11 protein-coding genes are annotated in these 12,977 nt (G+C 74.6%); 5 read left to right on the top strand and 6 right to left on the bottom strand.

Annotated features, from left to right (window positions below):
- Positions 1-88 precede the first annotated feature (88 nt).
- The 6 genes from IC607_RS05000 to mtrA all read right to left on the bottom strand — a co-directional run bounded on the left by IC607_RS05000 (position 89) and on the right by mtrA (position 7,234).
- Positions 89-1,378 carry a winged helix-turn-helix domain-containing protein gene (locus IC607_RS05000; RefSeq protein ID WP_191785928.1) on the bottom strand — a complete coding sequence of 430 codons (1,290 nt, stop codon included), beginning with the start codon at positions 1,376-1,378 and terminating at the stop codon, positions 89-91.
- Between the two features lie 136 nt (positions 1,379-1,514).
- Positions 1,515-2,141 carry a ribosome hibernation-promoting factor, HPF/YfiA family gene (gene hpf / locus IC607_RS04995; RefSeq protein ID WP_191785927.1) on the bottom strand — a complete coding sequence of 209 codons (627 nt, stop codon included), beginning with the start codon at positions 2,139-2,141 and terminating at the stop codon, positions 1,515-1,517.
- Positions 2,142-2,298: 157 nt separating this feature from the next.
- A complete protein-coding gene (locus IC607_RS04990; RefSeq protein ID WP_191785926.1) occupies positions 2,299-3,072 on the bottom strand; it encodes a ComF family protein in 774 nt (257 codons plus the stop codon).
- A 63-nt stretch (positions 3,073-3,135) separates the two neighbouring features.
- Complete coding sequence (locus IC607_RS04985; RefSeq protein WP_191785925.1) at positions 3,136-4,791, bottom strand: LpqB family beta-propeller domain-containing protein; 1,656 nt, start codon at positions 4,789-4,791, stop codon at positions 3,136-3,138.
- The gene (mtrB, locus tag IC607_RS04980) at positions 4,788-6,551 is read right to left on the bottom strand and encodes an MtrAB system histidine kinase MtrB (RefSeq protein ID WP_191785924.1); all 1,764 of its coding nucleotides are present in this window, start codon (positions 6,549-6,551) and stop codon (positions 4,788-4,790) included. The genes IC607_RS04985 and mtrB overlap by 4 nt, the downstream gene beginning before the upstream one ends.
- Positions 6,551-7,234: an MtrAB system response regulator MtrA gene (mtrA, locus tag IC607_RS04975; RefSeq protein WP_370526019.1), complete on the bottom strand. Its 684-nt coding sequence runs from the start codon at positions 7,232-7,234 to the stop codon at positions 6,551-6,553. The genes mtrB and mtrA overlap by 1 nt, the downstream gene beginning before the upstream one ends.
- A gap of 168 nt (positions 7,235-7,402) precedes the next feature.
- Between mtrA and IC607_RS04970 the strand changes: the two genes are divergently transcribed.
- The 5 genes from IC607_RS04970 to IC607_RS04950 are packed head-to-tail and all read left to right on the top strand — an operon-like array spanning position 7,403 to position 12,822.
- Positions 7,403-8,569, top strand: a complete 1,167-nt coding sequence (locus IC607_RS04970; protein ID WP_191785923.1) for a glycerophosphoryl diester phosphodiesterase membrane domain-containing protein — start codon at positions 7,403-7,405, stop codon at positions 8,567-8,569.
- A 7-nt stretch (positions 8,570-8,576) separates the two neighbouring features.
- The gene (locus IC607_RS17785) at positions 8,577-9,224 is read left to right on the top strand and encodes a DUF4129 domain-containing protein (protein ID WP_191785922.1); all 648 of its coding nucleotides are present in this window, start codon (positions 8,577-8,579) and stop codon (positions 9,222-9,224) included.
- Positions 9,221-10,465 (top strand): DUF4350 domain-containing protein, encoded by a 1,245-nt coding sequence (locus IC607_RS04960; protein ID WP_370526017.1) that lies wholly within the window; start codon positions 9,221-9,223, stop codon positions 10,463-10,465. The genes IC607_RS17785 and IC607_RS04960 overlap by 4 nt, the downstream gene beginning before the upstream one ends.
- Positions 10,462-11,526: an AAA family ATPase gene (locus IC607_RS04955; protein ID WP_370526016.1), complete on the top strand. Its 1,065-nt coding sequence runs from the start codon at positions 10,462-10,464 to the stop codon at positions 11,524-11,526. Before IC607_RS04960 ends, IC607_RS04955 begins: the two co-directional genes overlap by 4 nt.
- A 3-nt stretch (positions 11,527-11,529) precedes the next feature.
- Positions 11,530-12,822, top strand: a complete 1,293-nt coding sequence (locus IC607_RS04950) for a DUF58 domain-containing protein (protein WP_191785921.1) — start codon at positions 11,530-11,532, stop codon at positions 12,820-12,822.
- The last annotated feature ends 155 nt before the right edge of the window (positions 12,823-12,977 follow it).

Genomic DNA, 12,977 nt, shown 5'->3' with positions numbered 1-12,977 from the left:
GCGTCGGGGCGGCATGGACGTCCGACCGCACGGCCGGGCCCGACCATCGTAGGCGAGCCTGCAGGCCGTGGGTACGCATCGACCACGCTCAGGGCGAACACGGCTGCTGCAGCGCGCGGTGGAGGGCAGGGGCGAGGTCCCCGACGAGGGCGCCGTCGGGTCCGCCGACCTCCACCCGGTCCAGCCCCAGCCAGCCGGTCATCAGAGCGAGCTCGTCGACGAGCGCCGCCACGACGTCGTCGTCCGTGGTGCGCGCCGACCGGGCCGGCGCGGGTGCGCGGTGCACGCCGTGCACCCGCAGCACGCCCGCCTTGCGGTCGGCCTTGAGGTCGACGAGCGCCTCGAGCCACTCCCCCAGCAGGAACGGCAGCACGTAGTAGCCCCAGACGCGCTGCGCGGCCGGGACGTAGATCTCGATGCGGTAGCGCAGGCCGAACAGCTCCTCGAGCCGGCGGCGCTCGAAGACCAGGGGGTCGAACGGGCTGAGCAGCGCGCGGCCCGTGGCCCGGCGCGGGGCGGTCGCGTCCCGGTGGCGGTAGACCGGCCGCGGCCAGCCGTCCACCTCGGCCGGGACCAGCTCGCCGGCGTCGACCAGGTCGGCGATCGCCGGCGCGACACGCTCCTGCGACATCCGGAAGTAGTCCGCCAGGCACCGCACGGTCCCGATGCCGTGGGCGCGGGCGGCGATCGCGACGAGCGAGCGGACGGCCTCGTCGTCGTCGGGGACCGGCGCCGCCAGCACGTCCGGAGGCAGGACGCGCGACGTGAGGTCGTAGCGCCGCTCGAACGCCGCGTTGCGGCCCGCCGAGGTGACCTCGCCGACGAAGAAGAGGTACTCGAGCGCCCGCTTGGCCTCGCTCCAGTTCCATCCCCACTGCGGCGGGCGGGCCGAGGTCTCGCTCTCCAGGAGGTCGTGCACCTGGCCGCCCGTGACGGGGCCGTGCGCCGCGACGAGCGCGCGCACCTCGTCGAGCACCGGCCCGCTGCGCTCCGGCACCGACGCGATCGAACCCCACGACTCCGTGGCGACGGCGCGCCTGCGCCACTCCAGCAGGTGGAACGTCTGCGGCGGGACGAACGACGCCTCGTGCGCCCACGCCTCGACGAGCCGCCGGGGCGCACGGCCTGCGGCCCGGTCGAGCAGCCTCGTGTCGTACGGGCCCAGCCGGGAGTAGGCGGGCATCAGGTGCGCCCGCGCCAGCACGTTGACGGAGTCGATCTGCAGCAGCCCGGTACGGTCCAGCACCTGCTCGAACTGCCGCATCGTCACCGGGCCGTTCCGCGACGGTCGAGGCGTGGCGAGCCCCTGCGCGCGCAGCGCGATGCGACGAGCCTGCGACAACGACCACCGCTCGCGCGGCTCCTGGATCCGGGCCATCAGGCCATCCTGCCCACCACCACCGACACGACCGGACGACGCCACGCCGGACGCCGCGACGCCCGGGGCTGCGGGTGCAGACCCGGGCGTCGCGGTCAGGATCGGGGGTTCCGGGGTGGGTGCGCGCCGGCCGGTCTCAGGTGGCGGCCGGCGCCGGTACGCCGACGGGCGTGTCGAGCTTGATGACGCCGTAGCTCCAGCCACGACGCCGGTACGCCACGGCCGGCTGCGCGGTCTCGGCGTCGACGAACAGGTAGAAGTCGTGCCCGACGAGCTCCATCTCGTAGAGCGCGTCGTCGATCGTCATGGGCTGCGCCTCGTGCAGCTTCTCGCGGATCAGGACCGGCGAGTCGCCGAGCATGTGCTCCACGACGCCGTCCGCGTTCGCTGCCGGCTCGGGCTCGGCCTGGGCGGGCTCGGGCGGCCGGACGTCGACCGGCGTCAGCGGGGTGTGGTTGCGATGGTCCTTGCGGCGGTCCCGCGTCCGGCGCAGGCGCTCGAGCAGCTTCGCGAGCGCGAGGTCCAGCGCGGCGTACCGGTCGTCGGCGCACGCCTCGGCGCGGATCACGGGCCCCTTGTCGATGACGGTCAGCTCGACCTTCTCCGAGCTGTCGGCCTGACGGGGGTTCGTCTCGTGCGAGACGACGACGTCGATCCGCTGCGCGCGGGGGGCCAGCTGTTCCACCTTCGCGAGCTTCTGCTCCGCGTGGGCGCGGTACTTGGGAAGTACCTCGGTGTGCCGGCCGGCAACCACAATCTCCATGTGAGCCTCCTGGGAGGTGAGGGCGGGCCTGGACCCGCCACGGCGTCGTGCGTTCGTCGCCCCGCTCGGGGCGCAGTGGCGGCATCACCTCCTCTGGCACCCGTCCGAGCGGACCCTGAGGTCGCTCGCCGCGATGCCGTCGGCTCGGACTCCCACGCTAGCCCCGAACCGGGCCGGACCACCAATCTTCGGCGCGCGTGGGGACCTGTGGATCTGCTGGGCGGGCGGTGGCCCCCGGCGGCGGCGTCGACGCGAGCGTGAACGCACCGACGACTCGCGCGCCCGACGCCTCGAGCGCGACCCGGCACGCGGCGATCGTGGCCCCCGTCGTCAAGACGTCGTCGACGACCAGGACGGCGCGTCCCTGCAGGTCACGACCGTCCCCGCGAACCCGGACGCGCCCCGCGAGGTTGGTGCCCCGAGCACGCGCACCGAGGCCCGCCTGGTCGGCGCCGCGGCGCGCGAGGACCGGGGCGTCGCGCGCCGGACTCCCGGCGGCCGTCAAGCCCTCGGCGACGGCCTGAGCGAGCGCGTCGACGAGGTTGCCGCCGCGCCGCCGTCGGGCCGCCGCGGTCGAGGGCGCCGGGACGACGAGGGCGGGCACGCCCGCCGGGACCCACGTGCCGCCGCTGCGCCCGGCCGCGACCCGTGCCACCCCGGCCAGGTGCATCGTCAGGTCGTAGCGTGCTCGGTCCTTCCACGCGACCACGGTCTCGCGTGCCGGCCCGACGCAGTCCGCGAGCGTCCACACCGGAAGGAGTGAGCCGTCGAGCAGGTCCAGCCGCCCCGCGCGCTCCTCGCAGCGGCGCGGTTGCGCCTCGAACGGGCGTCGGCATGCCGCGCACCACGCGACGTCGTCCAGACCGCACCCCGCGCACTGCACCGGCAGCACCAGGCCCGCGAGCGCGTGACCCCACGGCCGGACGTCCATCCGGTCATCCTGACGTGCGGTGCGGCCCCGTGGGGACGCCGCGTGCGATCTGTGGACGGGTCGTCAGCCGGGGTACGACGGGTCGAGCGCCTCGGTCACCCCCGGCACCGACGTCCAGGCGAAGCCCGCGTACCGCTGCAGGACGCCTGTGGTCCCCGTGGTCGTGACGTACAGCGTGGGGCCGCCGGCCAGCCCGGCCAGGTCCGTCACGGCCGGGAGCGCGGCCGACGGACCGGACACCGGCACGGTCTGCACCGCCTCGGTCCCCGACCTCCTGCCGATCACCGCGAGCGTGGACTCGTCGCTCCACACCACCGTCGTCACGTCGGTGACGGCGGCCCCCGCCTGGATCACGTCGCCGATCTGCTGCGGCGCGCCCTTCGCGTCGCGGACCACGGCGCCGACCATGACCGTCGAGCCGTCCTGCCCCTCGGAGACCACCGCGATGCGGGTGCCGTCGCGCGCCACGCGCACGGCGCGCACGGTCCGGCCGTCCAGGAACGGCGCGACGATCTTGACGGGCTCGGCACCGGCACGGCCGGCCACCAGCCCGCCGGACGTCGCCGTCCACGCCCAGCCGAAGCGGTCGACCGACGGTGCCACGAGGTCCTTGCCCTCGAGCACGGTGGTCGAGGCCTTGCCGTCGACGGGCAGCGTCACGAGCGACGAGCCGTGCGAGATCCCGACGCGCACGGAGCCGGACTCGTCGCGCGCCGGCCAGCGCAGACCCAGGCCGTCGAGCGAGCCGACGCCCGACACAGGCGTGACGGTGTTGGCCGTGAGCGAGACCAGGCGGTCCGCCTGGAGGAACTCGACGGTCCCGGAGGGGGCGTTGCCGTGCTCGAGCGTGTCGGGGCTGTCGAGGATCACGCCGCCGCTCCTGACCTGCACCGACCCCACCCCGGGCAGCGTCAGGAGGCTCGCCTCGATCTGCGCGACGAGCAGTCCCCCGTTCGCCGCGAGGACCGTCTGCGTCGGAGCGAGGTCCACGCGGGCGACACCGCTGTCGTCGACCACCACCGCCTCGGGGTTGAGGGTCACGCCGTCCGGGACGGCCGTGGTGACCGCGTCGCGCAGCCACGGCGAGGGGCCCGCGAGGAGCGCCTTCATGACGTGCGTGGGCAGCTGGGTGACCGGGATCGGGAACCACCGCGTCTCGGGGACCAGGAACTTCTGGTCCGTCGACGCGAAGTACACCGTGGTGCTGCGGAACTGGCTGCTGAACGAGTTCTGCGTCAGGATCAGGCCGTCGGGGAGTCCGGAGATCCGCCACTCACCGGCGTCGTTGCGGATCAGGTCGTAGCTCACCGACTCGCGCGAGTCCGGCGGGGCCTCCGTGTAGCGACCGTCCCCGTCGACGCGTCCGAGGACGGAGACGTCGACGGCGACCTGGGTCTTGGACGTCGCGGTGAGCGTGTACTGGCCCGCGACGACGACGCCGTCCAACGGCTTCCACGTCTGGCGGGCGTCGCCGGCCAGGAACTCGCGCGCGGTGACGAAGTTGCCCTGGAAGCCGAAAGAGCCGGCCACCAGGAAGCTCTCGACGATGTCGGTGGGGCTGGCCCCGGGCTGTGGGCCCTCGGGGAGCTGGTCGATGCCGCCGACGTCGCCGACCGTGACGTCGCTCTCGACGACCGGGCCGGACGTGGGCAGCGCCGTGCACGCCGCGAGGACGGCGACGAGGGCCAGCAGGGTCGCCAGGCGGAGCCGGCGGATCATCGGGCCTCCTGGCGGACGTCGTCGCTCGCGGGTGCGGCGTCACCGCTGCGCACGTCGGGGTCCCCGTCGGGATGCTTGCCGGGATGCTCGTCGGGGTGGGCGTCAGCCAGCTCGGGCAGCGACGCGGGGTCGGTGCTCGCGCGCACGACGGGCGCCAGCACCTGCGTGGTGCTCGTGTCGGCGGGCACCAGAGGAAGGGGGGAGCTCGTCAGCCGGATGCCCGCGCGCCGCGGGAGCGTGAGCCGGAAGGACGCACCGAGCCCGGGCCGACCCCACGCCTCGAGCCACCCGCCGTGCAGGTGGGCGTCCTCGAGCGAGATCGCCAGGCCCAGGCCCGTGCCACCGGTCGTCCGGGCCCGCGCGGGGTCGGCGCGCCAGAAGCGGTCGAACACGTGCGTCGCCTCGACCTTCGTCATGCCGACGCCGTGGTCGCGGACGGTCACCGCGACCGCGTACTCGTCGGCCGCCACCGTGACCTCCACCGCACTGCCCTCCGCGTGCTCGATCGCGTTGACCAGCAGGTTACGCAGGATGCGTTCGACGCGGCGCGGGTCGATGTCCGCGGCCGCCTTGCGCTCGGGCAGGTCGACGCGCAGCCACGTCCCGCGCCGTTCTGCGAGCGGGAAGGCGTGGTCGGCGGCGGCGACGACGACGTCGCGCACGTCCCGCCCCTCGGCGTCGAGCACCGCCGCGCCGGCGTCGAACCGGCTGATCTCCAGCAGGTCGGCGAGCAGGTCCTCGAAGCGGTCCAGCTGCGTCTGCAGCAGCTCGGACGAGCGCCGGACGGCGGGGTCGAAGTCGTCGCGCGACGCGTGGATGACCTCGCCGGCCATGCGGATCGTCGTCAGCGGGGTGCGCAGCTCGTGCGAGACGTCGGAGACGAACCGCCGCTGCATCGTCGACAGCTCCTCCATGCGGCTGATCTGGTCCTGCAGCCCGGCCGCCATCTCGTTGAACGAGCGGGCCAGCGTCGCCATCTCGTCCTGCCCCCGCACGGGCATCCGCTCCGAGAGGTGGCCGTCCGCCAGGCGCTCGGCCACCTGCGCGGCTCGCCGCACCGGCCGCACGGCCTGCCGGGTGACGACCCACGTCATGACCCCCAGCAGCAGCACCATCGCGACGGCCGCGAGCGCGAGGGTCCGTTGCAGGAAGTCGAGCCGGTCCTGCTCGGCCTGCAGGCTGTAGAGGAAGAAGAGCTGGAACGTCCCGACGACGGGCACGGTGACGTCCTGCCCGACGATGACCGCGGGCTCCTCGCCGTCCGCGACGGGCCAGCCGACGGACTGCCAGTGCTGACCGCCGCGCGCGGTCCGGAGCTGCATCTCGGGCGTGACGACGGCCTCGACGAGGCTCGCGTCCGAGGCGGCCGAGTTGGCCGACAGCGGGGAGGTCTGACCGGGTGCCCGCAGCAGGAACACCTCCCGCTCGCCGGAGCCGCCGGCGGCCTGAGCCTTCGCGACGTCCGTGAGCAGGCTCGACACCTCGGCACCGTTGTTGGCCGGGGACGAGTCGAACGTCGCCTGCGCCTGCTGGGTGCTGCGCGCGCTCTCCTCGAGCACCTGCTCGAGGCGGCCCTCGAAGAGGCTGTCCCGCATGCGGGTACCGACGTACGTGCCGACCAGGAGCAGCATGATCAGGCCGATGGCCGTCGTGGTCGTCAGGACGCGGGTCTGCAGCGACGAGCGCCACGCGTAGAGCCACGACCGCACCCGCCGGCCCGCGCGGGCCCGCAGCAGGCGCCACGTCCCGGCCACGCGCATCACGTCGGCGTCACGCCCGCCTTGTACCCGACGCCACGGACCGTCACCACGATCTCGGGCTGCTCCGGGTCGTTCTCGATCTTCGAGCGCAGGCGCTGGACGTGGACGTTGACCAGCCGCGTGTCGGCGGCGTGCCGGTAGCCCCACACCTTCTCCAGCAGCGTCTCGCGCGTGAACACCTGCCACGGCTTGCGCGCCAGGGCGACGAGCAGGTCGAACTCGAGCGGCGTCAGGGACACCGGCCGGCCGGCCCGGTCGACGCGGTGGCCGGGCACGTCGATGCTGACGTCGCCGATCGTCAGGTGCTCCGGGGCCGGCTCGTCGCTGCGACGCAGCCGGGCCCGCACGCGCGCGACGAGCTCCTTGGGCTTGAACGGCTTGGAGATGTAGTCGTCGGCGCCCGACTCCAGGCCCAGGACCACGTCGACCGTGTCGCTCTTGGCGGTGAGCATGACGATCGGCACGCCGGACTCGCCACGGATCTGGCGGCAGACCTCGTTGCCGTCCTTGCCGGGCAGCATCAGGTCCAGCAGCACCAGGTCGGGCTGCGTGGCGCGGAAGACGCCCAGCGCCTCGTCGCCGTCCTCGCAGAAGACCGGCTCGAAACCCTCCGAGCGCAGCACGATGCCGATCATCTCGGCCAGCGCGGTGTCGTCGTCGACCACCAGGACTCGTCCCCTCATGGGCGACATCATCGCATCGCGGGCCGCGAACCAGGGCCAGGTCGTGGTCGACGTCCACAGATCACCCGGTTCGGCCCGCGGCGGCAGGCTGCGTGGCACGATGGCACTCGCCCGTCGCCGCACCGGTGTGCGCCGGGAGACCGACGACGACGAGGAGCCGCGCGCGCAATGTCGAGCCCGCACGACGACACCCCACCGCCCACCTGGACGGCCCCGGGCTCCGCCGCGCCCCCGCCCGCGTCGTGGACGGACCCCGGCTCGACCCCGCCGGCAGCGCCGCAGGCCCCCTCCGGCCCCCCGGTGGCACCGCCCTACCCGCCGCCCGCGCCGCAGGGGTGGAGCTCACCCCAGGCTTGGTCGGGCCAGCCCGGCTGGGCAGCCGCTCCCCCGCCTGGCGCATGGCGCCCCCCCACCCTCCAGCCCGGCATCATCCCGCTGCGGCCGCTCGGGCTGGGCGAGATCCTGGACGGCGCCTTCAAGGCGATCCGAGCCAACCCGCGCGTGATGTTCGGTCTCTCCGCGCTGGTCGCCACCGTCGCCGTCGCGATCCAGTCCGTGATCACGTGGTACCTGGGCGGCATCCTGACGGACGACCTCCTCGACGCGACCTCGTCGAGCGCCTACAGCGAGGACATGTCCTCGACGTTCGGCTCGGCGCTGGCGAACTTCATCGCCCTGCCGATCACGTCGCTCGCCACGACCGTCCTGACCGGGTGGTTGATCGTGTCCGTCAGCCGTTCGGTGCTGGGGCAGAAGGTCGCGGCCTCGGCCGTGCTGCGCAACCGCAAGATCTGGTCGGTCGTCGGCTTCACCGCGGCCGTCGCCGTCGCGGCCGTGGTGGCTGTCGCACTCGTCGCCGTCCCGGTCGTCGCGCTCGCGGCCAACGACCAGGTCGGCCCGGCGGTGGCGCTGGGCCTGCTGGGCGGCGCGGCCCTGGTCGTCGTCGGCATCTGGTTCGGCGTCCGAACGCTCCTGGTCCCGCCGGCCATCATGCTCGAGGGCAAGCCGCTGCGCCCCACCGTGGCCCGCGCCTGGCGTCTGACCTACAAGAGCTACTGGCGGCTGCTCGGGATCTACCTGCTGGTGAGCATCCTCGCCTCGATCGTGACGCAGTTCGTGGTCACGCCCGCGGCCCTGATCTCGGCATTCGTGTTCGACGACCCGACGATGGAGTCGTTCGGCTCGATCCTCGTCTCCGGCGTCGCCGAGGTGGTCGCCATGACCCTGAGCACGGCGTTCCTGGCCGCGGTCGTCGCGCTGCTGTACATCGACGTGCGGATGCGACGCGAGGGTCTGGACGTCGAGCTGGCACGCGCGTCGGACCCGACCCGGTGACGGCCGCGTGAGGTTCGCACCGGCCGACGTGCCCGTCACCCCTGACGCGCCCACCGCACGCCGGTGGGCGCTCGAGGAGCTGGCGCGTCCCGAGTACCACCACCAGGAGTCGCTGCTGAGCCGGCTCATCGAGTGGATCACCCGTCAGTTCGACGGGGTCGGCACGCACCTCGGGCTCTCCGGAGCGCAGGCCGCCCTCGTGATCGTCGGGATCCTGGCGGTCGTCGTCCTGGTCGCGTTCTGGGTGGCCGGCCCCGTGCGCCGCTCGCGTCGGGCCGCCACCGCGGGCGCGGTCCGCGCGCACGACGACGTCCGGACCGCCGCGGAGCTGCGCGCCGCGGCCGACGCGGCCGTCGGTGCCGGGGACTTCTCGCTCGCTGTCGTCGAGCGTTTCCGCGCCCTGGTCCGGGGGCTCGAGGAACGGCTCGTCGTCGACGAGCGCGCTGCCCGCACCGCGGACGAGGCCGCGCTGGACGCCGGGCGGCGGCTGCCGGAGCTCGCCGGTGACCTGGTCGCGGCCAGCGCCCTGTTCGACGACGTCGCGTACGGCGGCCGCTCAGCCACGGCCGACGACGAGCGCCGCGTGCACGACCTCGACGTCCGAGCCCAGGCCACGCACCCGGTGCGCGAGCAGCCGGCTGCGGTGACCGTGTGAGCGCGCCGACCGAGGCCAAGGCCGTGCCAGATCAGCCCGGCAAGTTCGCACAGGCGGGTCCGGTGCTGGGTGACGGCACCACCGCTCGCTCGCGCGCCCGTTCCCGATGGCGTCGCTGGCGCTGGCCGCTCGCCGTGCTGGCCCTCATGGCCGTCGTCGGCGCGCTCGCCGCCCTGCCCACCCCGCGCACGACGTCGCTCCCCCTCGCTCCTGACAGCACGTCACCCCAGGGAGCTCGCGCGCTCGCGCAGATCCTGGACCGCCAGGGCGTCGACGTCACCTTCCTGCGGCGCAACGCCGACGTCGTGGCCGCCGCGGGACCGGGGACGACGATCCTGCTGGCGTCCGACCAGCAGATCTGGGACGAGTCGCAGCTCGAGTCCCTGGACGGGACGGGCGCCGACCTGGTGCTCGCCGGATCGTCGTGGGCCGCCTCGCTGCTGGCAGGCGTCGAGACGACGTACGAGGTCACGTCCGCGGACGACCTCCCCGAGCTGGCCGCGGACTGCGACGACCCGGACGCGGTGGCCGCGGGAACCATCACGTCGGCGCACCGGGTGCAGGCCTCGGCCGGGGGCGGCACGGTCATCTGCTTCCGCGCACCCGGTGATCCCCAGGACCAGGGCGCCTACGCGACGACCACGTCGGGAGACCACCGCATCGACGTCCTGGCGGACTCCGGGATCCTCACGAACGCCCGTCTGGCCGACGCCGGCAACGCCGCGCTGGCCCTGCGCGTGCTGGGCCGCCACGACCACCTGATCTGGTACCTCCCGTCTTTCGACGACGACGGCGGCGAGTCCGAGGCGGCGGGACCCGGCCTGGGCGACCTGGTGCCGCCGTGGACCGGTGCGCTGGCGCTCGAGCTGTGCCTGGTCGTCGTCGTGATCGCCGTGGTCCGGGGCCGGCGCTTGGGCCGCGTCGTGACCGAACCCCTGCCCGTCGTCGTGCGCTCCGCCGAGACGACCCGCGGCCGCGGCCGGCTCTACCGCCGCGGCCGCTCGTACGGGCACGCGGCCGCAGCCCTGCGCGCAGGCGCGGCGGCACGCTGCGCGCGCAGGCTCGGGCTCCCCATGTCCGCACCCGCGAGCGAGCTCATCGACTCCGTCGCGCACGCCACCGGCCGCCCGACGGACGCGGTCGCGCAGCTCTTCTACGGCCCACCACCCACCGACGACTCCGCGCTGGCACGCCTGGCGCGGGACCTGGACGAGATCGAGAGCGAGGTCCACCGCCCGTGAGCGAGCCCACCGAGAACGCCGTGCCCCACGACGCCGCGCCCCACGACGCTGCGCCGCAGCAGCAGGACGCGCCCCTCGCACCGGCGGCACCTTCTGCGCCGCCCACGCCCTCACCGCAGCTGCGTCAGGCGCTGGCCGGCGTCCGCACCGAGGTCGGCAAGGCCGTCGTCGGGCAGGACGCCGCCGTGACGGGACTGATCATCGCGCTGCTGTGCCGCGGCCACGTGCTCCTGGAGGGTGTGCCGGGCGTCGCCAAGACGCTGCTGGTCCGGACGCTGTCCGCCTCGCTGCAGCTCGACACCAAGCGCGTGCAGTTCACGCCCGACCTCATGCCCGGCGACGTCACGGGCTCGCTGGTCTACGACGCGCGCACCGCCGAGTTCTCGTTCCGCCCCGGCCCCGTCTTCACCAACCTGCTGCTCGCCGACGAGATCAACCGCACGCCCCCCAAGACGCAGGCCTCCCTGCTGGAGGCGATGGAGGAGCGCCAGGTCTCGGTGGACGGGACGCCGCGCCCGCTGCCCGACCCCTTCCTGGTCATCGCGACGCAGAACCCCGTCGAGTACGGGGGCACGTACCAGCTCCCCGAGGCCCAGCTCGACCGGTTCCTGCTCAAGCTCACGCTGCCCCTGCCGGAGCGGGAGGACGAGGTCGAGGTGCTGGCCCGCCATGCGGCGGGCTTCGACCCGCGCGACCTGGGCGCGGCGGGGGTGCGCGCGGTGGCCGACGCCGACGTGCTCGCACGCGCCCGTGCCGAGGTCGCCCGCGTCCAGGTCTCGCGCGAGGTCCTCGCGTACACGGTCGACGTGTGCCGGGCCACGCGCCGCTCGCCGTCGCTCGCCCTGGGCGTCTCCCCGCGCGGCGCCACGGCGCTGCTGGCCACGTCCCGCGCGTGGGCGTGGCTGTCGGGTCGGGGGTACGTCACGCCCGACGACGTCAAGGCGCTCGCGCACCCGACGCTGCGCCACCGCGTGCAGCTGCGCGCCGAGGCCGAGCTGGAGGGCGTGACCACCGAGTCCGTGCTCGACACGGTCCTGGCCTCCGTCCCGGTCCCCCGCTGACCCATGGCCCTGACCTGGCGCGCGGCGGTCCTGGCCGCGCTCGGCATCGTCGCGGTGGCGGTCGTCCCCGCCACCGGGACGGTGCTGCTGTGGGCGCTCGTCGTGCTCGTCGTGTGCGTGCTCGACGCGGCCCTAGCCGCGTCCCCGCGCCGCGTCGAGGTGTCCCGCCGCCTCCCGTCGGCGGTCCGGCTGACGGAGCCCGCCGTGAGCACCCTGACGCTCAGGAACGTCTCGGGACGGCGGCTGCGGGCGCTCGTGCGCGACGCGTGGGCGCCGTCGACGGGCGCCGTCGACCCACGGCACCGCGTGGACCTGCCCGACGGGGACGGCACGCTGGTCCGCACCACGCTCGTGCCGACGCGCCGTGGCGACGCGCACGCGGACCGGGTCACCATCCGCAGCGTCGGGCCGCTCGGCGTCGCCGCCCGGCAGGCGTCTCTGGAGGTGCCCGGGCGCCTGCGGGTGCTGCCGGAGTTCGCGTCACGTCGCCACCTGCCCAGCCGGCTCGCCCGGCTGCGTGAGCTCGACGGCCGGGCAGCCGTGCAGGTGCGCGGTGCCGGAACGGAGTTCGACTCGCTGCGCGAGTACGTGATCGGCGACGACGTGCGCTCGATCGACTGGCGTGCGTCGGCCCGCCGTGCAGACGTCGTCGTGCGGACGTGGCGCCCGGAACGGGACCGCCGCGTGCTCGTCATCCTGGACACGGGACGCACGAGCGCGGTGCGCGTGTTCGACGCCCCGCGCATCGACGCGTCGATCGAGGCGGCGCTCCTGCTCACGGCCCTGGCCGCGCGCGCGGGCGACCGCGTCGAGCTGCTCGCCTACGACCGGCGCGTGCGGGCACGCGTCGCCGGGACGTCCGGCGCGCAGGTCATGTCGGCGATGGCGGACGCCCTCGCGAACGCGCAGCCCGACCTGCTGGAGACCGACTGGACCGGCGTCGTCGCGCAGGTGCGCCGCCGCCTGAGCCAGCGCGCGCTCGTCGTGCTGCTCACCGCGCTGGACCCGGCCGCGGTCGAGCAGGGTCTGCTACCCGTCGTCGGGCAGCTCGCCGAGCGGCACCAGGTGGTGCTCGCGTCGGTGGCCGACCCGGAGGTAGCCGCGCTCGCACGCGGGCGCGAGGACGTCAGCGCCGTCTTCGACGCGGCCGCCGCCGAGCGGACCGAGCTGGACCGGGCGGCCGTGGGCGTGCGGCTGCGCCAGCGCGGCGTCGAGGTGGTCGAGGCGCTGCCCGACGAGCTGGCGCCGCGCCTCGCCGACACGTACCTGGCCCTGAAGGCGGCCGGCCGACTCTGACGCCGTGTGTGGGCGGGGCGGCGTAGCGTGCTCTCAGTGTCAGGGTGACGGTGCCGCTTAGCGGTGGTTGGGTCCTGTCACCGGGGCGTCTGACTCCTAGCGTGACTGCCTTCGTGGCTTGCATGCGAATTGCCGGCGCCCCGGTGGGAGGACCG

The sequence above is a fragment of the Cellulomonas sp. JH27-2 genome (assembly GCF_014837175.1).
Taxonomy (GTDB): Bacteria; Actinomycetota; Actinomycetes; order Actinomycetales; family Cellulomonadaceae; genus Cellulomonas.
This window is presented reverse-complemented; position numbering and strand designations above follow the sequence as displayed.

Bases quoted from the DNA above. Each gene is read 5' to 3' on its own strand.
- hpf (WP_191785927.1), bottom strand. From the start codon at position 2,141: ATGGAGATTGTGGTTGCCGGCCGGCACACCGAGGTACTTCCCAAGTAC.
- IC607_RS05000 (WP_191785928.1), bottom strand. From the start codon at position 1,378: ATGGCCCGGATCCAGGAGCCGCGCGAGCGGTGGTCGTTGTCGCAGGCT.
- IC607_RS04950 (WP_191785921.1), top strand. From the start codon at position 11,530: ATGGCCCTGACCTGGCGCGCGGCGGTCCTGGCCGCGCTCGGCATCGTC.
- IC607_RS04970 (WP_191785923.1), top strand. From the start codon at position 7,403: ATGTCGAGCCCGCACGACGACACCCCACCGCCCACCTGGACGGCCCCG.
- IC607_RS04985 (WP_191785925.1), bottom strand. From the start codon at position 4,791: ATGATCCGCCGGCTCCGCCTGGCGACCCTGCTGGCCCTCGTCGCCGTC.
- IC607_RS04990 (WP_191785926.1), bottom strand. From the start codon at position 3,072: ATGGACGTCCGGCCGTGGGGTCACGCGCTCGCGGGCCTGGTGCTGCCG.
- mtrA (WP_370526019.1), bottom strand. From the start codon at position 7,234: ATGAGGGGACGAGTCCTGGTGGTCGACGACGACACCGCGCTGGCCGAG.
- mtrB (WP_191785924.1), bottom strand. From the start codon at position 6,551: ATGCGCGTGGCCGGGACGTGGCGCCTGCTGCGGGCCCGCGCGGGCCGG.